We start from the raw sequence: 25,474 nt of genomic DNA, 5'->3' as shown, positions 1-25,474 counted from the left end.
CAAAAAACTAAGCAGTTATCGATGCTCAAACGACGGAAAAGTCATATTTTTCAGCGAGTACAAAGCGGTTAAAACCGTCTCATCTCTTTTCACCCGCATCTGTCCACTTTCGGTTGACGACGTACACAGAATACTCCAAATGAGTATGGCTGCCGCTTAAGAAACCGGATTTCAACTATCCTAAGATAAAGAATAACGTAACCTATCCGCCTGTACAAGCACTCAAGCACCCGGTTAGTGTTCATTTATAAAACGAAGAAGCCAAGCAGCCGTGCTTGGCTTCTTCGTTTTAGCATTAAATCAAATTATTTTTCTTTAGGTTTTCTAAAAGCATAGGTATGTATTCTGTCAATTCATCAAACGTTAATGACCCAACAGGCCTGTCGTTAAGTTTCGATTGATCGACTAAATACTGAGTTATCTTTTTCATGATTCCCTCAGGACCATCATTGTGAGCGTATTTCAGGAGAGTTATGAGGCCAAATCTATCAGGCAGTGTATAGTGACCTCTGTTGGACCCTATTTTATAAGCCTCTTCTCTGTACTCGTTGTCAAGGTAAATCAGTAGTTTCTGATAAATTCTTAACGGTATTTCGTCGTGGAAATCGACATTCGTCGTAGTACCTCCATCATTTTTGTCTACTACTTCTTTTATGTCTGGGTCGGTATGCAAGCGTCGGGAAAACTGAATAAGAGTATTACGCTCTGCTTCACTTATGAAAGGGTTTTGCATGTTAATATGTTTTAGCGTGTCTTTATTAATGCAAAACGAGGGTACTAAGTTTTATAAATTTATTAATCGGCAAGATAAATTAACTTTTTCACGCAAACTGTCTGGAACCGTTTTTGGCTGAGCTTTTTAGTGAAGAGTTGAGTAAATAGCTGATTCATTTAACTCTACTTCAGCGTTTGTTACGCTGGCGGTAACCGACTTCAAACCAATGCGCAAGAGTAAACCGGCATATAGAGATGGATATGGTTGATTAATTTATTTATCAGGTTTACAGCAACTTAAACCAAGTAGTAAATTAGAAACTGCCCCTGAATTGATTTCGGTATTTTGAAGTTACCCCTACGAACACCAACCTTACTATTTTATGGAAGCCAAACAAACAACTAACCCAGTACCAGTTTTAGGAGAAGGAAAAAAACAGATTTATAAAGCAGCAGCGGAAGCCTTCGTAAAAGAGGTTAAAGAACTTATTCAGACTTATGAGCTTATTGAGATAGCCCACGCTACCAATTATCAGGGACATGGCACCTGGGCCACAGGGAATGTGTTGGCGGGGATTTATATAAATCAATTCCAGGCGCGTGAGGCTGAGTTAAGAGAGTTTTTTACTGAAAATTATGGCAATAAGGACGGACATGGATTGTGGAGACCAGATTATTTTAGAGAAAGTTTTTAAGAAATTTAATCTGGATTCAAGAGAAGGGATTAATCCAGTCTTTGATCGACTCAGATTAACTATCGGCTGGATAGCTTACATGGCTAAACAAATCAACTAAATCTGAATCTTAATAAGTGAAGCCCGGCCTCATTGAGACCGGGCTTATAATGTCCTGCCCATTGAGATAAAAAAGATTGTCGTTAATATCTCCATTATATCCTCCGTTTATCATCAAGCCGGGTATCTACCAACAGACCTAGGCTCCGCAGGTAGCGCATCGTTACTTTGGGGTCGGTATGCCGGTTGTGACGCATGATCCTCATCAGATCTTTCGTTTGTATCCATAGGTGAACATTACGCGTATGCTCCCACCCATACATAGTGTACTCAGCACCCACCCCTAACTCATTAAGGACTTGTCGGTAGTATTTAGAAAAGAAATTGGGGCCTACTGGCTTTAGACCTGGCTTAGGGTCGCAGTAATCACCTGCTACACCTTTAGCTTGGTTGCCAAAAATGTACCAATCCGAAGGTAGATTAGTTAAGTTCATGTTGCTTATCACCTCAGCCAAGCCCGGTGAAAGATCAACCGGCTCCGTTCGGCCAGTCTTCGAGACGCTTCCTGGTACTAGGATAGTATTGGTCTTCCATTGAATGTCTCCTATTGTTAGTGCTATCAGCTCATTAGGTCGAATACAGGTGTAGTACAGCCATTGAATAAACTGGTATAGCTGCAAACCCTTTGGGGTGTTCTGCCCTTTCAGGTGCTCGGTAATCTCGGCAACCATCTTGTCATTATAAGCTGTATGACGTCCGGCCTCTTCACGGAGTTTCTTGATGCTTTTGGCCGGATTAGTGCGGATGAGCTCCCTGTCTTTCCAGTAAGCAAAAAACGCTCGAATGGTCTTGAGGGCAGAATTGTGCGTTGTAGCCTTCCACTTCTTCTCAGACTGTCCAAAGTCGAAATATGCTTCCAGATCAGCAGATATAATTTCTTTCAGCGGTAAGCTCGACAGACCTCTTCTTTTGCTCCATTTTAATAAGTTGTTCAAAGTAGAGCAATAGCCCCGCATAGTCTTTTCACGCAGCCCCTTTTTCTTGACCTCAATGTAAACTTTTACTGCCTGTGCTAGCGTGGTGATTTCGCCAAATACCTGCTCTTCTATTGGTAAAAATGGGTTGTAGCCCTTTTTAAGCAACTCCGTAAAGTGCTTTATTACCTGAGCTCCATACTTATGGCGATCAACCTTAGTTTTTAGTTGGTTCAGCTTACCAGCTTCTTTGAATCGCTTGAATTTCTTGGTCTCGGGATCGAGGTAGGAATAATACACGAACCAACGGGCGGGCTTGCCGCTTTTGTTTGTTAAGCTATCGCCACAATCATACAGTTTGGGAAGTTTGTAGGGCTTGATGATACCCCTTTCTAAATGGGCAAGAGATTCTTTAAGTGGCATATTGAGCAATGTTTGAGTGATAGCAGAAACGACAATGCCTGCCAACTGACTAGAAGGCAGGCATTATTATGTAACTACTTGCAGGATTTTTTGTCTATACCAAACATCACAGCTCAAATAGCCTTTTTGTACTCTCCAACTTAATCTAGCTGCGGGTTGAAGTATTTCAATTAATGCCTTCCTGGCCATGAGACCAAGATCTAGGCTAGTGCTAAGCCGTTCACATAGAGCCAGCAAGAATTTTGTAAAACTTGATTTGTCTCTTAAAGGTCACCTACTTAGCATATAAGTCTATCCCAATGTTGATTTATATATTGAATAGAATTGGAGAAAAATAAAAGAAAACGAGCGCTACTGTCTTCAACCAGCCCTTCCAGATCAAATTTTGACTAGAAATGCTAAGTTGACTACTATTAAGCACCAAATCAACTATCTAAATAACAATAAATACTACCTTTTGTCCTAAATACGAAAATAGTATATAAATCAGTGAAATTTAACTTAACAGAATAGAGGTTGAACCGATAATTTTACTCCCCACTCTCGCATCGGTATACCTATCGATGTGCAGAGTTGTGGATAGAAACTAAACGCTGGCACTTGTAGAGCCAGCGTTTTTAGAGAAACATACGCATACTGGATATTGGCGATTGGTTGGATTTCTCCTTTTTCTACTGGTCGCAACGGTAAGAGTAGATACGTGGGTTCGCCTTATTTGAGTCCCTTTAACTGATCGTTAGCCGTTTACTCTTCATGGCGCTGGCCATTCAACAGACGATCAGACAAATCCTGCCTGCTCCCCAGATCGCATTCGGATGATAGCGCGGTAACCCGTTGGCTGGCAATCAGCAACCAGGTACTCTCCTCCTGCCGACAATCGGACGTGTAGCCCTCCATCCGAATAGCCATTGCCCGAATGTCTCCGCTCTTCCAGCTTTCGCCCATGATCTGTAGGGGCTTATCCGGCCTGCTGAGGCAAAGCGAAAGGTTGGTTTTCGACAGGAGGTTGCCGTTTCCATGCTTCGCAACAAAGGCGTTCTTTAGCGCAGGACTATAGTCGCAGGAAATGGCGAACAACTGGTTATCATAGAAAGCCAGCGAGAGATTGCTGACCCGGATGGCTGCCACCTCCGCCGTGGGTGCTTTAAACACACGAATGTGCGGGCAGGTTAGGGTTAGCGTTCCTTTGACATAGACCTGATCTTCTTCTTTAAAGACAGATCTATCCAACGATTCAGGCGAAGTAACACCAATCAAATAATGGCCCAATCCGTCCACGTTGGGTGAAACGCCAACGCACCAAGGCAGGAAGAGCAGATATAGGAATACATAGTACATGGCTAGTAGTCAATGACACAGTTCAGCAAGAATACACATAAAAGCTGCGTTCTTATGGAGTTGATCATTGATGGCATCAATGCTTCCACACGTTTCATTTGTATCCCGTATGTACTCGTATAGTAATACAGCTGTGACATACAAAAATAACTGAGATACATTTTCTACCTTTATTGCCCTTTACAATCGATAAGAACGAGTACATAACAGACTGAACGTTAGCCCTTAAGATAATGGTACAAGATTCCCGATTCGATGTTTTAGTCATTGATGATGATCAAGCAACATTCGATTTGATCGAACACCTGGCAAATGAACTGTTTCCAGAAGCCAATTTTATTTGCCTGCTTTCCTCTCAACAAGTGACCGATTACCTGGAAAATCCAAAAAACAAACTACCGCAGCTAATTTTACTCGATATTGATTTGCGTCAGGATGTAGACGGCTTAAGCTTACTCCCTCATCTACATAGTCGGTTCAGAGGGCAAGTTCCTATTGTCATGTTCACCGTGTCGACTTTGCCATCGTTCATTAAACAAGCCTATTCTTTAGGGGCAGTTGCCTATACAACGAAACCTCAAGATCTAGCTGGCTGGAAGGAATACATCAGCATTTTGAGAAAATACTGGTACGAGATCACGCTTCTTCCGCCAACGGCACCTCCGCCCGTTCAGCTCTTAACCAGACGGTAACCTTTACATCGACCTGCACGTTAATGGGCAGCAAACCGAACGGGTTTCAGGACAAAAAAAGCATGGATACATCGAACCGCTCCACCCGGATCAGGGAGCCAAAGAGCGCTTTCTTTGCCGATTGATCCGTTGAATCAAAGACGCGAAAAGTAGTCCAGCTCACATAGGCGGTATTGGTATCCACCTCAAGATAACCGGCGGCCGGAAACCGGTCTAACGGAGGCACATACACAACCGTGAGCGTAATGCTGGGGTCCCCCTTGGGATAGAATGTCCAGGTGAGCTTCATAACTTCAGGAAAATCGCGGCAAGCTACGAAACCGTTCCGTTTCCTGACACCTGCACCCGTAACGGGAGCGTGTCTGCCAGACCATTTACGAGCGAACGGGCACCGTTAAAGAGCAACCGCCAGCGCCAGTTCGTACTGTAGACGGGTGTAGTCCCCAAACAGCGCATCAATTTGCCGGGCCAGTTCAGGGGTAAAGAGGCCTACCTCCCGTCGGGTAACGGTTGTTATATCGAATCCCCGTAACTGCAAAAAGTATTTTGACACGGTTGGGTAGACGGTGTGCATCACGTCCATATGGTCGATGATAAACTGTTGCACACGGGAAACGGCTTCCTGCTGGCTGGCGTCATCGTAATGGCGACAAAGCCAGACGATCAACTCGGGGAAGTAATTACCCTGAATGCAGGAAAGTCCCGCCGAACCCGCCCGTAACGAATCGACAGCATGGACCATGTAGGCATCGTACAATCCAAAGCCGGGCCTTGCAGCCAACCGAAGCTTTTCCTTGATCTGCCCCAGATCGAGCGAGGTATCTTTGTGGTAAATCACCCGCCCTGTATCCACAAACAGCTGCAGTTGCGGGGGCGAAATCAGGCGTTTATACGGAACCGGGCATTCATAAAAACCGACCGGGATAGTGCCCGTGCGATCCAGCAACTGAAAAACACGTTCGTTGAATACCGAATCCGGGTCGGTTTCATTAGCCAGCAAACCCGTGATCAGAATTACCGCCTGCGTACCCGTATCATGTACTTTTTTCACAAAATCGGCCTGTTGATCAATAGGCCCGCCAAACGTTCCCGTCGCGACCACGGGCACCAGGCCATTGGCCACCTTTACTACATGTTCGATTACCCGAAGCCGTTCGGATTCGCTTAGCTCGAACATTTCACTCGACAGGCAATTGGCAAACAAACCAGCCGCCCCAGCCTGCAAATAGAATTCCGTAAGCCGGGTAAGTGCCTCGAAATCAACAGCGCCAGTTGTCGTAAATGGCGTAAGCATAACAGGAATGAAGCCTTTTTCGGATGTTTTCATGTTAATCGTGCGAAACAACAGCGCCTTCAGAACGATGTCTGGTGCTACGGTTGGTAAATGTTGTCAATAGTACGCCCGTCAGGAAAATAGTCAATGTCCCCACAACGATGATCATGTTGCTGTGCAGGCTATTACGGACGTGACTGTACTCGTCGGGCAGGTTGCCGGAAAACGTCATCCAGAGAATCACCAGCACGCCAATCGTGGTTGCCGTCAAGGCTACAGGATTGCTCGTTTGGCGGCTGATCAATCCCAGCAAAAATAGTCCGAGCATACCAGCGGCAAAAATACCGGATAATGTCCACCAGGCATCCAGAATACTTTTTACCCCAATCATGGCCAGCCCCGCTCCCAAGCCCGCCAGCCCGAACACCACCGTTGTTAGATGCAGCAGCCTCAGCCAGTTGCGGCCCGACAGGTGAGCGTTTATGTAGCGTTTATAGATATCTTCGGTAAATACTGTGGCCGATGCATTCATTCCTGAACTAATGGTGCTCATGGCGGCCGATAGAATAGCCGAAATGATCAGGCCCATCAGCCCCGGTGGCACTTTAGTTACCATAAAATGCGGCATGATTTTGTCGCCATAATCGGCGGGCTGAAGCGTAGACACCAGCCGGGTAATGTCAGCCGCCGACGCACTGGCGGGCAACCGATCCAGCGCCACTTTTTGTTTAATGGCCTCGATGTATTCGGGATGAAACTGATAATAGGAGAACAAACACGCGCCAATGATAAAGAAAAGCAGCGACGCCGGTACATAGAGCCACACACAAAGCCAGAGTGATTTCGACGCTTCTTTGGTGGAAGCCGTTGTATGATACCGCTGAATGTAATTCTGGTCCATTCCGAAGTTGTTCAGGTTAATAAAAAAACCATACAGCAATACGACCCAGAAGGAAGACTCTGTGAAGGTAAACGAGAATGTACCAAGACTGAACTTGTCATTAGCCTGCCCGATCTCGACAATTTTAGCGGTTCCGCCGGGCACCGATTCGACAATCAGGTAAAGAATAAGCAACGCACCAGCGGTTTTGATAACCGCCTGCACGACTTCGGTCCAGATGACAGCTTCCATCCCACCCAGAACGGTATAAACAATGATGCAAACGCCCATGATAACCATGATCAGTTGCATGGAATAGCCGGTAAGCGCCTGTAAACTGAGCGCAATCCCCAGGAAAATAGAGCCCATCCGAGCCAGCTGAGTCAGTAAGAAGCAGACAACGGCGTAGGTTCTGGCCCAGGGACCAAACCGATGTTCGAGATGTGTATACGCCGATATTTCGCCGGTACGCCGGTAAAACGGTATAAAAAAGCGAGCGGCTGTATAAGCCGCCAGGGGCATCGACAGGCTGAAAACAAACGCATTCCAGTTGCCACCAAACGCTTTTCCGGGCACGCCCAGAAACGTGTTGCTGCTTAGAAACGTAGCGTAGATGGATAAGCCCGTTGCCCAGCCCGGAATCAGGCCGGACGCTTTCGTGAACTGATCAGCACTTTTGTTTTTCCGGGAAAAATAAACACCCACCAACACCATGGCGACTAAGTAGCCGACAATGACAGCCAGATCGATGATGGGCAGATTTTTCATACGGTTAAACCATTAAATGAGTTCGTCATGCTGGTCACAATTGGCCACGCTGCAGCCTAAAAGCTGCCGTTAATAGCTTTCTTACTCAGGCTGAACCAAAACTCCTTTCTTCAAACACACCTCAGCATTCCTGCTCAGCCAGAATTTTGTCGTACAGGAGCCGCGCATATTCACGCGCTCGTTTGATCCGCATCTTAACCGCACTCGTGGTTATATCCTGACTGAAGGCAATGTCCTTGATCGGTGCCCTTTCTTTGTATTTAGCCAGCAGCAGGTCACGCTGGTAGGGAGGCAGTTGGGTAAGCACCTGCTCGAAGGCCTGAAAGTATGCCTCATCTGACGAACTCACCCAGTCGGTCATCTGCGACAGATCGTATTGATAATTCCGCCACATGGTCTGGTTCTGCTGCTGTTTCCGCAATTGATCGATGCAGTAGTTTACCGTAACGGAATGCAGCCAGGTGGTAAATTTCGACTCGCCTTTATAACTATAAACCTTCCGGGTCAATTGGACGAAAATATCCTGTACGAAGTCTTCTGCATCATCCGTATTGCTCATATAGAACAAGCACTTTTGATAGACCAGTTGGCGGTGGCGAATGTAAATCTGAGCAAAGTACTCCTTCTTACCGGTGGTAATGTAACGCGTAATAAGTTCTTGATCGGATAGCTTAAGCATACTAGTTTCAGAGACGGTGGGATTATGGCAACCTATAGATCATTTGCCGGTTACTGACGCAAATCAGATTCGGCAACTCGATCATAGAACAAAAAGTAAAGTTAGCTAACAGCACTTTAGGCTACTTCAGGCCACTAAACGGCAAGGAAAATCGGCGATAATACCGCCCGATTGCATTAACTCCTGCCAATCAAATCTCATTATTTTTTTCGATAGTATCGAAGGGCGAGGCTTACCAAAAACCGATTATTACATGAATGATCTTTTTACTGTTACCAATAAACGATTCCATGCAATAAGTTGCCCCGAAATTACGCATTACAATGACTAAGTAAATATACAAACCTAAGTAAGCACCACTTATAGAGCCTTATTTGTATTCAAATCCCTCATTTTCATGCACAAAAAGTAAAAAATCAGCTACCAGCCAAAGACGACAATGCAGCCCAGAATAGCTTACTCAAAGCAGATAAGGAAAGCAATTAACTGTAGCAAAGCAGGCCCCGAACAGATTATGGCATAAAAAAATGGGGCTGCTTACTTACGTGTACTGTTCATACAGCGTTACTGACCATTCATAGACCTGAATCTATAACCTATACCTATATACGCAACACTTCTTCAACAGCAAGGAGCGATGTGGTCATGAGCTAAAAAAAGATACATTTCCTAGGTTAGTCAGGGGCTCAATTACTTAGGATAACCAAAAAAACACGACCGTATAACGAGGCCTCCTGTCTGCTGGAATCCGCCCGTGTTCTGTAGTTTTCATCCATCACTAGGCGCAGATGGATCCGTTGAACCGATGGGGCAGATGGGCTCATTGAACGAGGTTTTGACTCGACCATTACCCGATGCGGCTTTGTAATCTTCAGGAATAGGGGCGCTGGTTAAGTATTGTCCAGTACTGGCAAATCTCGGTCAGCGTATTTTTCAGGGCCATAAACTCAGTTGGTTTAAGAACAAATGAGTTAGCGCCCGCACGATAACACTGCTCGATTTCCTGCGGTGAACCCTCACTCGTCATTATAACGACAGGGACTTGCTCCCAACTTGGTTGCTGCTTCAGCAGGACCAGCGTTTGTAAACCAGTCAGACCAGGCATGTTCAGATCCATGATAATAAGCGCAGGCCGGACTTCATCGGCCGGGCCACAGCTTTCGGTCAGGATATGCTGATGCAACGCGTCGCCACTTTCAAAAAAGTGCACACGGAGGTCGGGCAAGAATCGGGCGAGTACTTGCTGAAGCAAAAAACGGTAGTCTGCTCCGTCATCGACGATATAGATCATTCGGTTTACGACCATAGGCAACCCGGAGCGATCAATTTATAACTTTCAATACGTTGAGGCAATCCATTTTGCTGCATTCGCTTTTATATTTTTACGCTTATTTTCTGATCGACCAACAGGCATAAAACGGCTGAAATCAGCGGCTTTATGCCTATCAATCCTAGTTGCCCGAGGACTAGGGGAAGTCTACCCGTATCACCGTACCTACACCAGCCTTGCTTTCTACCTCAATCCGTGCTTTCAGCATCGTACTGAGCTGTTTGACAATGGATAAACCGATGCCCTCGCCCGAAGCCGGTGACACAAAGGGCTCCTGTCCGCTAGGCAGCGTCGCTTCAGTCTTGTTGAGCAACTGACGGGTCGTTGACTCGGGCATGCCCGGCCCCGTATCCTGCACGCTGAGTTGCCAGCCGCCATCGTTGCTTGCTCCCCAGGTAATGGTTACGCTCCCTTCCCGGGTGTATTTCAGGGCGTTCAGGACCAGGTTTTGCGCAATTCGCTGAACCTTCACTTGGTCGCCCGTTACGGGCAATGTATCCGGTCCTTCAACATGGATCAACAGTTGCCGCTCCGCGGCAACGGGTTTCATACTCTGGCCAAGTTCGCGCAGGAGCGTAGAGGCATCGAAGAACTGATTAAATACCTGCTCCTGGCCCGACTCCAGACGCGAGTAATCGAGCAGTTGAGTCAGCAGGGAGGTTACCTGACCAAGGTTTCGGTTCAGCATACTCAGCATTTGCTCCCGTTCTTCTTTGGTATCCATCAAGTTCAGCAGGGAAGCCGCCCCCTGAATAACCCCGAAGCTACCCCGCAGGTCGTGCGAAGTTGTCCGCAGGAATTCGCCCCGTTCCCGCACATACCGGCGCATCTGCTCCAGGTCCAGCATGGTCTGCTGCGAACGTTCCAGTTCCTGAAGCCAGCGATCCTGCTGCTGTTCGGCCTGTTTTAACTGAGTAATATCCAGCCCCGTCAGAATAACGCCATCATCGTGCCTGTTGATGGACATGCTCACCCATCGCTCCTGACCGCCCACAATCTCCTGCTGCTCCCGATAGGCGGCTTTACCGCTGGCATGTACCTGCCGAAGCTGATCCAGGGTTTCTTCCTGCCATAAGCCATCAGCCAGTTCACTGGCCAGTTTACCCGAGAGCCATTTCATCGACTCATGCACAATCTGGGCGAATTTTTGATTCCAGACCACCAGTTTAAAATCGACCACCTCGCCCTGCTCCGACCGGATAGCCTTCAGTAAGCCAATGGCGGCTGGTGATGTATCGAGGACGGCCTGTAGGTTTTCGGCCGTTTGGCTTAGTTCACCATTGGCCTGTACGAGTTTGGTATTGGCTACGGTCAACTCGTGTGTGCGTTCCTGCACCCGGCTATCCAATTCCTGATTCAGGCTTTTTTGAACGTGTACCTCGGCACAGGTTCCGATAAAGCCACTAAAGGTACCGTCGGGGCCAAAGGTGGGCTGCGCATTTTCCATCATCCAGCGATACTCACCATCGCTTCGCTTCAGGCGATACTCGGCCTGATAGGGCTCCTTGGCAATAAAACTGGTTTTGTATAAGGCAATATACTCTGCGCGGTCTTCGGGGTGAATGTCTTTTACCCAGCCCCGTCCTGTATCCTGACTTATCGTACGGCCCGTGTAATTGAGCCAGGCTTTATTGAAAAACGTGTACTGGCTGTCGGCCCCGGCTACCCAGATCAGCGTGGGGGCCGAATCGATGATGTCATGTAGCCAGACCTGGCGTTCTTCCAGCATCTGCTGCACCTGCCGCTGCTCGGTAATGTCTTCGATAGCCAGCAGAATGGCTTCCTGCCGTTGCTGCTGAATAACCCGGCGGGCATGTACCCGCATTACTTTTTCGCCAATATCAGGAAACACGTTCTTCATTTCGAATCCCTGAATAAACTTATCCTGCCGGAAGACCTCGTCCAGCAAATCGCGCAGACGGGGAATATCCCACTGCCGGTTCCCAATTTCATAGATCAGCTGCCCCACGGTCGTCTCCTCTCTCATGCCATAGTTCTGAAAAAACGCCTGGTTGGCACTCTTTACCCGAAGATCCTTATCGAGTACGAGCGTGGCTTCGCGGATGGTCGAAAAGATGGCTTCGGCATACATGTAGGCTTCCGTAAGCTGATCATTGCGGAGCTGTAACTCCTGATTGATCGTTTGCAGCTCTTCGTTGGTGGATTCGATCTCTTCTTTACTCGTTTCCAGCTCTTCGTTGATGCTTTGCAGCTCTTCATTGCTGCTCACAATCTCTTCATTAGCCGATTGCAGTTCCTCGTTGGCTATTTCATGCTCTTCAATGATGGCCCGCATCTCCTCCCGAACGATGGCCAGTTCTTCCTCCAGAGGGTTGTGGAAGCCATCTGTCAGCTCAAACCCAGGGGGTATAGTCGGCAAAATCTCCTGAAAAAGAATCAGAAACAACCGTTCTTCAGCTTCAGCTCCATCGCCCAGGGGCAGCACGTCGATGGAAACGAGGTGGTTTTTCCCGTTTACCGTGATCGACAGGCCAGACTTATGCATTGGCTGACCCGACTTCCGGGACTTATGGATCAAGTTGCGAATCTCAAAGGCCAGCGAGGGGCGTGCCATTTTCATCAGGTTCAGGCTAGCTCGGCCCGATGCATGTTCCAGAAACAAACTGGTTTCCCCGCGAAACTGTAAAATATCCAACTCCTGATCGACCAGTACGCTGGCCGGCATGAAGTGGTTCAGGATTACCTGATCGACCCGTTTATCTAAATCATTCACAGCTTGACGACTTTTACCTGACGGATGTCTACCGCTACTAATGTCGGTAGTTTTAGGAATCATTGTTGGAGACATTGCCCCCCCGTTTGAGCGGTCAATAATGGCCTCACTAACTGCTATCGTATCTGACCGCTCATTTTTACGGCTGAATAGTTTGTAATTCTTTTCAACGGGCGTAAACAAAGATACAGTAGAGCCAACCGTTTCGGACTTTCCCAACAACAAATATCCATCGGGGTTCATTGCGTAATGAAAGGTGATAAGGGCTTTTCGCTGTAAAATAGTATTTACATAAATCAACAGATTTCGGCAGCTAACCAGATCGATTCGGGAAAAGGGCGGATCTTTGAAAATATTGTGCGGAGCAAAAACGCAAAGATCCCGGATGGTTTTACTGATCTGATAAGTCGTTTGATTTTTCGTAAAAAAGCGTTGCAGCCGCTTGGGCGACACGTTGGCCACTTCGCTCAGCGAATACGTACCCTGCCGGGCCCGGCCAATAGCTATTTCGCTCAGATCGGTCGCAAAAATCTGAATGCCCACCGTGTCCGCGTCTTCGGCGACCAGTTCCAGCAGCAGCATGGCTATTGAATAAGCTTCCTGCCCGGTCGAACAGCCCGGCACCCATATACGAAGCGGATTGCGCTCAGATTTATGCTTGATGAGCCTGGTTAGTATATCCGTTTGCAGGAAGGTCATCGTTTCTTCATCCCTGAAAAAACTGGTCACGTTGATCAACAAATCGTTATATAACAGCCCTGCTTCGGCCGGGTGCAGCCGTAAATAGTGCAGGTAAGCTTTCAGGGTTTCCTGTTTGTAGAGCACCATGCGCCGGATGATGCGCCGACGGATGGTGGTCATTTTATACTGGCTAAAATCGACACCGATGGTTTTTCTCAGGAATTGAATGATAACCCGCAGGTCTTCTTCGGGCGTTTCATCAACATCTGTTACCAACTCGGCCTGGGCTTCGGCCAGAGCCGTTTGCTGAAAGATCGCTGGCTGCTGGCTCAGCCGTTCCAGTTCGGCAGCCATATTCTTAGGTGACAACACCAGATCGACAACGCCCTCGGCAATGGCCGATTGAGGCATACTCTGGTACTTGGCCGTTTTATCCTGGGCAAAAGTGATTCCACCGGCCACCTTGATGGCCCGCAAACCCAGCGTACCGTCGTGTGCCATCCCCGACAGTACCACGCCAATGGCTCCCTCTTTTTGCCGCTCGGCCAGCGACACAAAAAACTGGTCGATGGGCAGATGCTGTAGGCTTTCCGACACCGTTTCCAACTCCGAGACAGGTTTACGTCGACGGGGCATCAGCGTTAGCACCCCGTCGACGATCTCCATATTTTTATTGGGTGGTATAATGTAGACCTTATTGGCTTCAACCGGGGCCAGGTGTTCAACTTCCATAACCGGCATTTGGGTTACCCGACCCAAAATGGCCGCCAGTTGACTTTCGTGGCTTGCGGCCATGTGCTGGATATATACATAGGCCAGTCCAGTCGTGGGCGAAAGGTTTGCCAACAGTTCGGAAAAGGCCTCCATACCGCCAGCCGATGCGCCGATAGCGACGACCGGTACGGGTGGTATCTTGTCAGGTTGCAGGGTTGAAGAGACAGGGGTAGTGGGCATGTGTGTCTAAATTTATGGGTAAACCAATTGATGGTTTCGTTGTTGAGTACTTTATTTCTGCATCGGTGCGTCGAAGAGTAGTACCAATACCGGCTTTCAGAAGTCGAAACTTACGAATAGCCGCACAGGAATAAAAGGACGAACCGAGTAGTTAGTAGGTACTGAATCACAAAAAAAATGGCAAAACGGGATATAGTTGTCATCGGCTCATCGGCCGGAGGTGTGCTGGCCCTCAAAGAGTTAGTTACTTCATTGCCAGCCGACTTCAAGGCACCCATTTTTATCGTACAACATATAGCTCCTTATGCAACCAGTTTGCTGCCGGAAATTCTAAACCATGCCGGTCCGCTTAAAGCAATACACCCTAAGGATGGCGACCCCATTCAGGTAGGCTACATCTATCTGGCCCCGCCCGACCACCACCTGCTGGTTGAGAAAGACCGGGTGCTGGTGAAAAAAGGCCCGAAAGAAAACCGATTCCGCCCGTCCATCGATGCGCTATTCCGCTCGGCGGCCTACACCTTCGGGTCGAGGGTGGTGGGCGTTGTGTTAACCGGTCTGCTCGACGATGGCACCTCGGGTATGTGGTCCATCAAGCGATTAGGGGGCCTTGGCATCGTTCAGGCACCCGACGACGCCAAGTTTCCCAGCATGCCCGCTAGTGTGCTCGAATACGTTGATGCTGATTATGTGGCTCCGCTAACCGAACTGGGAAACCTGCTTTGCCAGGTCACGACGGAGTACGCTCCGGAAACCCCCGAACTCTCTGAAGAAGAGGACACCAGACTGCAAACGGAAATTAGCATTGCGGCTCAAAAAAATGCCTTTGAGATGGGACTATTCGATATTGGTAAACTATCACCTCTTACCTGTCCGGAGTGCAGCGGTGTGCTCGTTCAGTTTAACGAAGGCAAACTGATCCGTTACCGGTGCCATACGGGCCATACCTACACGGCAGGGTCGTTGCTGGCCGAAGTGGACAAATCCATTGAAGATAACCTATGGAAGTCGGTACGGGCCATTGAGGAATCGATCCTACTGCTCGAAGAATCGGGTAAAGCGTCGGCCCAGGGTGGTGATGAACAAATGGCCGAACGGTTCTTCAACAAGGCTACTGAAAACCGGGAACGGGCCCAGAGGCTGCATCAGTTCATTTTTCAGCAGGATACGTTCCTCCAAAAACCCGGCCTGGTAACGCGGTAATAACCTGACAGGAACCCGTTTCCTCACTTTTTGAGCTTGGTTAGCCTAATTGATTCGTACCAGATAAACGCCGATCTTTTTATTCTCACTATATTTTTTTCATTATCCCCGGTTGAAACATGGGTATTTGTGCAAGCCCACCGCTAAAGCGGTGGGCTGATAGAGGGTCGATTCGTCGCTTACGTACGCCAAACCAATCAGGCTATCGCCACAACTAGGATGGCCGCACCGTCTCAGGAAGACAACCTAAAGGCTAGCCCATTACGGTCTGGGTTAACTCAGCAAAAACCGCATTCCAATCCTTCACAAACCGGGCTAGCCCGAAATCCCGCAACGCCAGCTCACGGGCATTGTCGCCCATGCGCCGGGCTTCGGCGGGACTGTCTAGCAAAAGCTGCATGGCGTCCATCAGTTCGTCGGGATCCGTCGAGACAAAGCCATGAACGCCGTTCAGAATAACCCTGGGCAATTCGGTGGTGGCCAGGGCTACAATGGGCATCCCGATCGTCATCGCTTCAATAACCGCCAGGGGCAAACTGCTGTAACGCATCGGGCTGAACAAAAACCGGTACTCGGCCACCATCTGGTGCAGCCGGGAATAGTGAATTTCACCAATCCCCCCGATCTCGGCCGATTTCATGCCGACCACCGTTAGGGGAAGCCGCTGCCGAAACTGCTCGTACAGATCAAAGCCCGCCATGCGCCCCCGCCGTTGCAACTCGTTGACGACCACAATCCCCTGCTGATGCCGACCGGTATAACGAACAGTGGGGTCTATAGCCACACTATGGTTGATTACCCGCGTGGGGGTCTGGCCATTATCCCACATCAGGCGATTGTAGTTGGTTACATGAACCAGCACCACAGCCGGATCATCGGCGGCCGGATGCCGCGAGTCGGTGGGATGCGGCTCGGGCGTATTGTGTTCGAGGTAAATAGTCGGCAGCTGTCGCTGAGCCAGCGACAGAATTTCGAATCGATCGGTCAGGTAATTCTGAGGAGTCTGGCAAATAATCAGGTCCAGATCGAGATTACGTACGGCGTCGGCCGGTACTTCCCGAACATAGTCGGGCATGGTCGAGCCGTTGCCCCGGCCGCTGTAGCCTTCAGGCGCGCCGGGTTTTGTGGGCAGATACCAGTTGTGTTCAGTCTGGGTAATGGCCGTCAAATAGGCCCCGTGAATGTGCCAGATCAGGATATTCAATCGTCTCATTGAAGGTAAATTAATCAGTTCAGGAACCGGTTAGCCCCTTTATATCGAGGTGCCTAACCGCACGGGCCAGCCAACTGTTTCTGGCGGAATCCGTTTCACCCGCCTTTTTTTGATCAGCGTCCGCTACCTCACTATTTGAACATAAACGCTTCGTCATACGGCTGGAGACTAACTGTGACCTGTGAGGTGTAGTTAAGCCCTATACTATGGACAATTCTACTCAACACAAAACCGCGAATAGGCTATGAACAAAAGGCTAGCGCTTATTTCCGAACACGCGTCTCCACTGGCAACCATTGGTGGCGTCGACGCGGGCGGACAGAACATTGCTGTGGCCGAGCTGGCAAAAGAGTTAGCCAGGCTGGGGTTTGCCGTCGATGTATTTACCCGGTGCTGTTCGCCAACGGAGCCTGAAATTGTCTACTGGCACCCCCGCGTACGCGTCATCCACATCACGGCCGGGGCACAGCAGTGTTTGCCCAAGGAAGACCTGCTCCCGCACATGGATGAGTTTGCCCGGAACATGAGCCGCTTTATTCAGAAGCAGGCGCTTACCTATTCGGTTATTCACGCGCACTTTTTCATGTCGGGACTGGTCGCCATGCAGCTCAAACGGGAATATCGGATTCCATTTGTCATCACGTTTCATGCGCTGGGGCTGGTTCGGCGGTTATGCCAGGGCAGCAGCGACGGTTTCCCCATCGAACGAACGCGGCTTGAACAGCGAATTATGCAGGAAGCCGATGGCATTGTGGCGCTTTGTCCGCAGGATAGCGATGATCTACTAAAACTTTACGGAGCCGATGCCAAAAAAATTACGATTATTCCGAACGGGTACAACCCGCAGGATTTCTTCCCGATCAGGCAGGAGCTGGCTCGCCAAACCCTGAATCTCAACGTCGAAGAGCCCCTGCTGCTGCAATTGGGCCGGATGGTTCCCCGCAAAGGTATCGACAATGTCATCCGGGCGGTATCGCTTCTTTTGCAACGGCACGGTATCGCAGCAAGGCTTCTGGTTGTAGGCGGTGACTCCCGGAATCCAGACCCGGCCCTCACACCCGAAATCGGGCGGCTCCAGCAATTGGCAACTGAGTTGGGCGTTGCTCATCTGGTTACCTTCACCGGAAGCCGCAACCGGGACGAACTTCGACATTATTACAGTGCGGCCGATGTATTCGTAACCACGCCCTGGTATGAACCGTTTGGCATTACACCCCTGGAGGCTATGGCCTGCGGCACACCCGTAATCGGGGCCGCCGTTGGGGGAATTAAACACACCGTTCTGATCAACAAAACGGGTTTCCTGGTGCCGCCAAATGATTCATCGGCATTGGCCGAGAAACTGGCGGTGTTGATCACGAATAAAACGCTTCGCCAGCGCTACAGCCAACAGGCCATCCAGCACGTAAAAGAAGGGTACACCTGGGCGCGGGTGGCGCAGCAAACAGCCGACCTGTATGACCTGATCACCAATGGGCGTACCCGAAAAAGTATCCGGCTGCGGACAGCGGATCATCCGGCATCATCACTTCAGATGCCGGGAATGCCGTGAACAAGGCTGTTTTCTGGGATAAAGATGGCACTCTGATTCCGGATATACCGTATAATGTCGACCCCGCCAGAATCACCCTTTATCCGGATGCAGGCCCTAGCCTGTTCCGGCTGAAAACGGCTGGCTACAAGTTGATCGTTATCTCCAATCAGTCGGGCGTAGCTCGGGGGCACTTTACCGAAAAGGAACTGACAGCAGTTTGGGAACGGCTCACCCAACTGCTGGGCCAATACGGAGCGGAGCCCGATGGCTTCTACTATTGCCCACATGACCCCAACGGTTCCGTACACCCCTATGCGGAGCGGTGCACCTGCCGGAAGCCCGAACCGGGTCTGCTGATACGGGCGGCACTGGACCACCAGATAGACCTGAGCCAGTCGTGGATGGTGGGCGATATTCTGAACGATGTTGCGGCCGGCAACCGGGCGGGTTGCCGGACAATACTGATCGACCGGGGCAACGAAACGGAGTGGTTGATGAATAGCCATCGACAGCCAACAGCCACAGCCACTACGCTTGACGAAGCCACGGAGTATATGTTGAAGGAAACAACCGGCTAGCCTTCCCTAAACTGTCCGGGCCAAGCTCTGGCTTGGCCGGTGTTATGCTTATAGCCCTAACCTGACCGCTATAATGTCATAAGTAAGTGAATACGTGATGAAGGCCAAGCCGGAGCTTGGCCCGGACGAAAACGCCAACAGTAACGATATGGATTTCTGGAAAGATGGCCTGCGGATAGTCTGTATCAGGCTGGATAATTTGGGCGATGTGTTGATGACAAGCCCGGCTTTTCGGGCGATCAAAACGACCTGGCCCAACTGCCACCTGACCTTATTGACCTCGCCCGTGGGCGCAGCCGTTGCCGAATTTATCCCCGATGTGGATGACGTTATTTCGTTCGATGTGCCATGGGTAGCGGGGAAAAACAACCAGCCGCAACGGATTGCGGAACTGGCGACTCAGTTGCGTCAGCACTCGTTTGATGAAGCCATTATTTTCACGGTGCAAAGCCAGAGCCCATTGCCAGCGGCCATGCTATGCTATATGGCTGGCATTCCCCGGGTGCTGGGGTATTGTCGCGAGAATCCGTACCAGCTCATGACCGACTGGGTGCCCGATCCTGAAGTGCTGGTCGCGACGCGCCATGAAGTTATTCGGCAACTGGAGCTGGTACAGCGAATCGGTTGCTACACCGATGACCAGCGCCTGTCATTTCGGGTGCCGATGATCGACCGGCAACAGGCTCACCAGCAACTGACAGCCGCCGGACTCGATTTGCACCGCCCCTGGCTGGTGTTGCATCCGGGCGTCAGTGAAGCGAAACGGCGCTACCCGGCCGAGACGTTTGCCGAGGCCATAGCCCGGCTTATACAGGATTTCGATTATCAGGTCGTATTGACCGGTACAAAAGACGAACAGGTACTTACCAAAGCGATTCAACATCAGCTAACCGGACAGGTACTCGATCTGGCGGGCCAGCTCACTATCGGCCAGTTGGCGGGCGTCATTGCCGAAGCTCCGCTGCTCGTCGCCAACAATACGGGCCCGGTGCATATTGCGGCTGCTGTCGGAACGCCCGTGGTGGTGCTGTATGCCAAAACAAATCCTCAGCACACACCCTGGCTGGTGCCCAACCGGGTTTTGTATTTCGATGTACCGGCCAGCTTACGCTCAAAAAATACCCTTTTACAACAGTTTCCAGCGTCTCCCGGAACGGAAGCATCTCCGGAGGCTATCGTTCAGGCCGTAACGGAACTCATGGCCGAATGGCAACCCATTGCTTAACACACACAACGTATGTACACTTTAGGAATCAACGCGGCTTTCCACGACCCGGCCGCCACCCTTGTCAAAGACGGCATCGTACTGGCAGCCGCCGAAGAGGAGCGCTTTACGCATATCAAACACGGCAAACGCCCCATCCCTTTTTCTACCTACGAACTTCCGTACAACGCCATCGACTTTTGCTTAAAAACAGCCGGTATCAATCTGACTGACGTCGATCATATTGCGTACTCCTTCGACCCAGGCCTGGTCATCGGTGATCATGAGGACAAAAATACCGTGGAAATTCCGCTCCGGCCGGGCGTTTCCTCCCTGAATGGCTGGCAAAATCCGTATGACGGCCTTTTTCTATCGTCCATTCTCAACGCGCCCGGCCATTTGGTCGATGGCGTTCCGCTGCACCTGGCCGACCGGTTCAGGGGGGCTACGGCCCAGGGGCCTTACCAATGGCACTTTGTGAATCACCACCTCGCCCACGCAGCCAGTGCATTTCTGCCCAGCCCCTACGAACGGGCCGCCGTTCTGGTGCTCGACGGCCGGGGCGAAGTGGCCACAACGAGCTACTGGCTGGGTGAAGGCAATCAGATGACCTTGCTGGATGAGGTAAAACTGCCGCATTCACTAGGCCTGCTCTATGAAGAACTAACTACCTATCTGGGCTTTCTGCACTCGTCGGATGAGTATAAGGTCATGGCCGTAGCGTCGTATGGTCAACCCGTTTATGTCGATCAGTTCCGGCAACTTATTCAGGTTGGGGAAGGTGGTCAGTACACGATTGCTCCGCTTCAGCTGGATGAAACCTTCGGCCCGGCCCGCCAGCGCGGTGGCCCACTAGAGCAGCGCCACTTCGATCTGGCCCATTCGGTACAGGCCGTTCTGGAAGAAACCGTCCTTACGTTGCTCACGTGGCTCCACGAAAAAACGCAGGTCGATTCCGTTTGTCTGGCGGGTGGCGTGGCGCTCAACTGCGTCATGAATGCCCGACTCCGCGACAGAGGACCGTTTAAAAACATCTGGGTGCAGCCAGCCGCTGGTGACGCCGGTACGGCTTTAGGAGCCGCCATGTGGATAGACGCCCAGCAACGCCAGACCGGTGACCGCAACGAACGTCGCTACCAGATGCACCACGCCTACCTGGGTCCGCAGTTCAGCGACGACGATATCGAAGCGTTCCTGCGCTGGTCGAAGCTCCCCTATCGGCGCCTGACCGATGTATCTCAGGAAGTAGCCGCCTACCTGGCATCGGGACATATTATTGGCTGGTTTCAGCAGGGCATGGAGTTTGGACCGCGCGCCCTGGGTGCCCGGTCTATCCTGGCCCCTCCGTTCCCGGCCGAGATGCAGGCCCGACTGAACGACCTGAAAGACCGGGAAGATTTCCGGCCCGTTGCCCCGGCCGTGCTGGAAGAAGCCGCCGACACCTATTTCCTAAATGCCCGGCAGTCGCCCTTTATGCTGTTCGTCAACGACGTACGACCCAACATGGTCAGTACGATTCCGGCCGTTACGCATACCGACGGAACCGCCCGAATCCAGACGGTGAATGAGCAGCAGAACAAGCCCTATTATGACCTGATCAAGGCCTTTGCCGAACAAACGGGTGTGCCGGTTCTGGTAAACACGTCTTTCAACACCCGGGGCGAACCCGTTGTTTGTACGCCCCGCGATGCGGTCGAATCGTTCTGGACATCGCCCCTCGATGCGCTGGTGATCGGCTCGTTTATGCTGGAGAAAAACAGCGATGGCGCAAAAAATACATACACGACCTTAACCCAGCCGGAAAGCATCACCGCTGACGCCCAGTAAACGATGGAAAAACCGGTAGTCACCGTGGTCATTCCTACCTACCAGCGACCCGCCCTGCTGCGAACCTGTCTGGAAGCCCTTGCCAACCAGCAACTGCCGACCGATCAGTTTGAGGTGCTCGTGGTCGACGATGGCAATGAACCAGCGGTGGCCCAGGCAAGCCAGGATGTAGCCCGGCAAACCGGCCTTTCGATCCGGTATCTTGGTCAGACACAGCGTCGGGGACCGGCAGCCGCCCGAAACGCCGGGTGGCGGTCGGCTCGCACGCCCTACATCGCCTTTACCGACGACGACTGCCTACCCCAACCCGCCTGGCTCAGTACGGCAATGGCGCAATTTGGCCGGGGAGCGCAGGTCATCACCGGGCGTGTGCGCATGCCGATGCCCGAACAGCCCACGCACCACGACAAAACAACGGCCCTGCTCGAAACCGCCGAATTCGTAACGGCAAACCTGTTTTGTCGACGGGCGGTGCTGGAGCAAGTGGGTGGTTTCGATGAGCGGTTTGACATCGCCTGGCGCGAAGACAGTGATCTGCACTTTAAGATTTTACAGGCGCGCATCCCGATCCTGGTCTGCCCCGAAGCGATTATTGTGCACCCACTCCGGCCAGCCCTCTGGTATGCTACCCTCCGCGACGAACGGAAGAACCGCTACGATGCCCTTCTTTACAAAAAGCATCCGGCGTTGTTCCGGGAGCGCATCCCGGCTTATAAATGGCTGGTTGTCCGGTATTACATCACCGTACTGGCTTTTTTCATTGGGCTGCTGGCGCTGGCTACGGACAATAGGCCGCTGACTATTATTTGTTTTTACCTTTGGCTGTTGCTCACGCTGGCCTTAATGAGTGAACGGTTAGCCGACCAGCGGCTCCGCTGGACAACTATAAAACCGGCTTTTTTAACCAGCCTGCTGAGCCCATTTCTGTCAGTATACTGGCGGCTATATGGTGCCTTTTCGTATCGGGTCTGGTACTTGTAAAACCTTTGATTAACAACACGCCACCGACTCACCAACATGGATAAACTGACCAGCGCGCTAGGGTATACACCTAAAAAAATAGCCATTTTCCGGGCCATCAAACTCGGTGATCTTTTATGTGCCGTACCTGCTTTCAGGGCATTGCGAATGGCCTTCCCGGAAGCTCAAATTGCCCTGATTGGCTTACCCTGGGCGCAGGAATTCGTTGCCAGCTATCCACACTACATTGATGAGTTCATCACGTTCCCCGGCTGGCCTGGTTTACCCGAACAACCCGTCGATCCCGTTCGGACGATAGAGTTTTTACAACAGATGCAGGCCCGTCAGTGGGATGTGGTGCTGCAAATGCAGGGCAATGGAACGCTGGTCAACGCCATGGTAAGCCTCATCAATGCCAGGGTGTTAGCAGGCTATTACCCAACCGATGTACCCTCAGAAGCCTGGGCAGCCCAAACCGGCCTGTTTCAGCCCTACCCCATCACCAGTCATGAAGTGCTTCGCCACGTGGGACTGATGGCTTTTTTAGGAATCAAACCACAAGGCGACGAATTAGAATTTGACCCCGGTGACGCGGCAACACAACAGGTGCTCGCCCTCCTTACAAATTTACAGGTAACGCCCGGCCACTACGTTTGTCTGCACCCCGGCGGCATTTCGGGCAGGCGCTGGCCTGCTCATCGCTTTGCCGAAGTCGGGGATGCCCTCGCCGAGAAAGGGTATACTATTATCCTGACCGGAACGGCCGCCGAGAACCCCATTCATGAGGAAGTCCAGGAACGAATGAAGCACCCGGCTCTCTCGCTGGCCGGGCAAACCAACCTCAGCACCTTAGGCGCGGTTCTGCATTTTTCGGCCCTGCTCGTTAGCAATGACACGGGCGTGGCCCATCTGGCAACGGCCTGTCACACACCCAGTGTTGTCCTGTTCACCTCCGCCAGCCCTGCCGAATGGGGGCCACTCGACACCAGCCGCCATCGGATTATCCGGGAAGAAGACGCCCAGGGACCTCAGTCAGTAATAGCTGAAGCCCTAACGTTACTGACAAAATAAAAAGGTCGTAACCCAGAGATGCACAGAGAAAAAAAACATTAAATCTCCAAGAATCTTTTTATCCTCTCTGCATCTCTGTGGCATATCCTATTCCAGAGCCAATATAACATGAAACCATTTTTTATTTGGGCTCTACTAACAATCTCCTTATCAAATTGACGCGCTGGTCTTTTTATCCTAATTTTATGGATCATTAATCTCTATTGTCCGAATACAACTAACTTCATGAGAACACAACTTCTTACCGTAGCCCTGTTGCTGCCCATGCTGGCCTTTGCCCAACCCAAGCCCAAAAAAGCAGCGACCGCTACAGTCGACAAAGACAAGCAGGCGATCCTGGCCGATCTGGACAAACGGTCGCCCGAATTTGCCGGTATCTCGAAGCAAATCTGGGACTTCGCTGAGCTGGGTTATATGGAAGAAAAAAGCGCCAAACTTCTCGAAGAACAACTAGTAAAGGAAGGTTTCGAGGTAAAAACGGGTGTAGCGGGTATTCCAACGGCTTTTGTGGCGACCTATGGTTCGGGCAAACCCGTCATTGGTATCCTGGGTGAATACGACGCCCTGCCCGGACTCGCAACGGAGGCTAAACCCGATTTCACGCCCATACAGGGCCAGCGCGGAGGACATGGCTGCGGCCATAACCTGTTCGGGACGGCTTCGATGGCGGCTGCCGTAGAAGTAAAAAATTGGCTCAAATCATCGGGCCATTCGGGAACGATCAAAATTTATGGGTGCCCCGCCGAAGAAGGTGGCTCGGGTAAAGTATACATGGTGCGTGAAGGCTTATTCAACGATGTCGACGTCGTTTTACACTGGCATCCCGGCTCGCAGAATGCCGCCGATGCGGGCACGTCGCTGGCGAATAAAAACGCCAAGTTTCGTTTTCGGGGGATTGCCGCCCACGCGGCTGCTTCGCCCGAACGGGGCCGGTCGGCGCTGGATGGCGTTGAGGCCATGGATTACATGGTGAACATGATGCGCGAACACATCCCGCAGGATACCCGCATTCACTACGTGATTACGAAAGGGGGCGACGCGCCAAACGTGGTTCCGGCTTTCGCCGAGGTCTATTATTACGCCCGGCATAAAGATCGGGACATTCTGCAAAGTGTCTGGAAACGAATTGAGAACGCAGCCGAAGGAGCGGCAAAAGGAACCGGTACCAAAGTAGAATGGGAAGTACTCGGGGGCGTGTTTAATCTGCTTCCCAACGTAACCCTGGCCGAAGTGATGCACCAGAACCTGAAAACGGTGGGTGGTGTCACCTATACACCCGAAGAAACGGCCTTTGCCGAAAAAATCAGTGAGACGTTTGGCGAACAGAAAGTACCCGTAACGAACGCAGCGCTGGTCAAAGATTTCCGCGATGCGTCCGAAAGCGCGACCAGTGGCGGCTCTACCGACGTTGGCGATGTTAGCTGGACGGTCCCAACGGTTGGGCTACAAACGGCGACCTGGGTGCCGGGCTCATCGGCCCATAGCTGGCAGTCGACGGCGGCCAGTGGCATGAGCATTGGTCAGAAAGGCATGATCGTAGCGGCCAAAACCCTGGCCCTTACTGCCCTGGATTTATACAAGTCTCCGGCCCTCATCGAGAAAGCCCGTGCCGAGTGGCTGCAGAAGCGCGGAGCCAATTTTAAATACGAGGCTCTGCTCGGCGACAGAAAACCAGCCCTGGATTACCGGAAATAGCCTTGCCCGGTGCGG

20 protein-coding genes are annotated in these 25,474 nt (G+C 51.1%); 10 read left to right on the top strand and 10 right to left on the bottom strand.

Annotation, left to right across the window (positions count from 1 at the left end):
- Positions 1–295: 295 nt before the first annotated feature.
- The gene (locus ACYVAM_RS07990) at positions 296–733 is read right to left on the bottom strand and encodes a hypothetical protein (protein WP_461065666.1); all 438 of its coding nucleotides are present in this window, start codon (positions 731–733) and stop codon (positions 296–298) included.
- A gap of 364 nt (positions 734–1,097) precedes the next feature.
- Here ACYVAM_RS07990 and ACYVAM_RS07985 point away from each other — a divergent pair, with 364 nt between their 5' ends.
- Positions 1,098–1,409: a hypothetical protein gene (locus ACYVAM_RS07985; protein WP_461065664.1), complete on the top strand. Its 312-nt coding sequence runs from the start codon at positions 1,098–1,100 to the stop codon at positions 1,407–1,409.
- Between the two features lie 194 nt (positions 1,410–1,603).
- Here ACYVAM_RS07985 and ACYVAM_RS07980 read toward each other — a convergent pair whose 3' ends face one another.
- Complete coding sequence (locus ACYVAM_RS07980) at positions 1,604–2,845, bottom strand: tyrosine-type recombinase/integrase (RefSeq protein ID WP_461065662.1); 1,242 nt, start codon at positions 2,843–2,845, stop codon at positions 1,604–1,606.
- Between the two features lie 744 nt (positions 2,846–3,589).
- Entirely contained in the window at positions 3,590–4,183 is a 594-nt protein-coding gene (locus ACYVAM_RS07975; RefSeq protein ID WP_461065660.1) for a hypothetical protein, read from the bottom strand.
- Positions 4,184–4,416: 233 nt separating this feature from the next.
- Between ACYVAM_RS07975 and ACYVAM_RS07970 the strand changes: the two genes are divergently transcribed.
- Positions 4,417–4,875, top strand: coding sequence for a response regulator (locus tag ACYVAM_RS07970; RefSeq protein ID WP_461065658.1), 459 nt, complete (start codon positions 4,417–4,419; stop codon positions 4,873–4,875).
- A 46-nt stretch (positions 4,876–4,921) separates the two neighbouring features.
- On the opposite strand, the gene ACYVAM_RS07965 is transcribed toward ACYVAM_RS07970, so the two are convergent.
- The 6 genes from ACYVAM_RS07965 to ACYVAM_RS07940 form a co-directional block, all read right to left on the bottom strand.
- Positions 4,922–5,164 carry a hypothetical protein gene (locus tag ACYVAM_RS07965; protein ID WP_461065656.1) on the bottom strand — a complete coding sequence of 81 codons (243 nt, stop codon included), beginning with the start codon at positions 5,162–5,164 and terminating at the stop codon, positions 4,922–4,924.
- 105 nt (positions 5,165–5,269) lie between these two features.
- Complete coding sequence (locus ACYVAM_RS07960) at positions 5,270–6,202, bottom strand: dihydrodipicolinate synthase family protein (protein WP_461065654.1); 933 nt, start codon at positions 6,200–6,202, stop codon at positions 5,270–5,272.
- A gap of 1 nt (position 6,203) precedes the next feature.
- Complete coding sequence (locus ACYVAM_RS07955) at positions 6,204–7,796, bottom strand: sodium:solute symporter family protein (protein WP_461065652.1); 1,593 nt, start codon at positions 7,794–7,796, stop codon at positions 6,204–6,206.
- 121 nt (positions 7,797–7,917) lie between these two features.
- Complete coding sequence (locus tag ACYVAM_RS07950) at positions 7,918–8,475, bottom strand: RNA polymerase sigma factor (RefSeq protein WP_461065650.1); 558 nt, start codon at positions 8,473–8,475, stop codon at positions 7,918–7,920.
- 871 nt (positions 8,476–9,346) lie between these two features.
- Positions 9,347–9,766: a response regulator gene (locus tag ACYVAM_RS07945; RefSeq protein WP_461065648.1), complete on the bottom strand. Its 420-nt coding sequence runs from the start codon at positions 9,764–9,766 to the stop codon at positions 9,347–9,349.
- Positions 9,767–9,941: 175 nt separating this feature from the next.
- The gene (locus ACYVAM_RS07940; RefSeq protein ID WP_461065646.1) at positions 9,942–14,174 is read right to left on the bottom strand and encodes a chemotaxis protein CheB; all 4,233 of its coding nucleotides are present in this window, start codon (positions 14,172–14,174) and stop codon (positions 9,942–9,944) included.
- A gap of 177 nt (positions 14,175–14,351) precedes the next feature.
- Here ACYVAM_RS07940 and ACYVAM_RS07935 point away from each other — a divergent pair, with 177 nt between their 5' ends.
- Entirely contained in the window at positions 14,352–15,377 is a 1,026-nt protein-coding gene (locus tag ACYVAM_RS07935; protein ID WP_461065644.1) for a chemotaxis protein CheB, read from the top strand.
- A gap of 253 nt (positions 15,378–15,630) precedes the next feature.
- Here the strand turns inward: ACYVAM_RS07935 and ACYVAM_RS07930 are convergent, their stop codons facing one another.
- Positions 15,631–16,590, bottom strand: a complete 960-nt coding sequence (locus ACYVAM_RS07930; RefSeq protein WP_461065642.1) for a glycosyltransferase — start codon at positions 16,588–16,590, stop codon at positions 15,631–15,633.
- A gap of 244 nt (positions 16,591–16,834) precedes the next feature.
- Between ACYVAM_RS07930 and ACYVAM_RS07925 the strand changes: the two genes are divergently transcribed.
- The 7 genes from ACYVAM_RS07925 (at position 16,835) to ACYVAM_RS07895 (ending at position 25,459) form a co-directional block, all read left to right on the top strand.
- On the top strand, positions 16,835–18,142 hold the full coding sequence (locus tag ACYVAM_RS07925; protein WP_461065640.1) for a glycosyltransferase family 4 protein: 1,308 nt from the start codon (positions 16,835–16,837) through the stop codon (positions 18,140–18,142).
- Positions 18,139–18,702 carry a D-glycero-alpha-D-manno-heptose-1,7-bisphosphate 7-phosphatase gene (locus ACYVAM_RS07920; RefSeq protein WP_461065638.1) on the top strand — a complete coding sequence of 188 codons (564 nt, stop codon included), beginning with the start codon at positions 18,139–18,141 and terminating at the stop codon, positions 18,700–18,702. The genes ACYVAM_RS07925 and ACYVAM_RS07920 overlap by 4 nt, the downstream gene beginning before the upstream one ends.
- Positions 18,703–18,799: 97 nt before the next feature.
- A complete protein-coding gene (gene waaF / locus ACYVAM_RS07915; RefSeq protein ID WP_461065636.1) occupies positions 18,800–19,927 on the top strand; it encodes a lipopolysaccharide heptosyltransferase II in 1,128 nt (375 codons plus the stop codon).
- Positions 19,928–19,939: 12 nt separating this feature from the next.
- Positions 19,940–21,733: a carbamoyltransferase family protein gene (locus tag ACYVAM_RS07910; RefSeq protein ID WP_461065634.1), complete on the top strand. Its 1,794-nt coding sequence runs from the start codon at positions 19,940–19,942 to the stop codon at positions 21,731–21,733.
- A gap of 3 nt (positions 21,734–21,736) precedes the next feature.
- Complete coding sequence (locus tag ACYVAM_RS07905; RefSeq protein WP_461065632.1) at positions 21,737–22,714, top strand: glycosyltransferase family 2 protein; 978 nt, start codon at positions 21,737–21,739, stop codon at positions 22,712–22,714.
- A gap of 36 nt (positions 22,715–22,750) precedes the next feature.
- Positions 22,751–23,764: a glycosyltransferase family 9 protein gene (locus tag ACYVAM_RS07900; protein WP_461065630.1), complete on the top strand. Its 1,014-nt coding sequence runs from the start codon at positions 22,751–22,753 to the stop codon at positions 23,762–23,764.
- 225 nt (positions 23,765–23,989) lie between these two features.
- Positions 23,990–25,459 (top strand): amidohydrolase, encoded by a 1,470-nt coding sequence (locus ACYVAM_RS07895; RefSeq protein WP_461065628.1) that lies wholly within the window; start codon positions 23,990–23,992, stop codon positions 25,457–25,459.
- Positions 25,460–25,474: the final 15 nt, after the last annotated feature.

This window comes from Spirosoma horti, from assembly GCF_054776595.1.
Note: the sequence above shows the minus strand (reverse complement) of the source record. Positions and strands in the feature narration are given on the sequence as shown.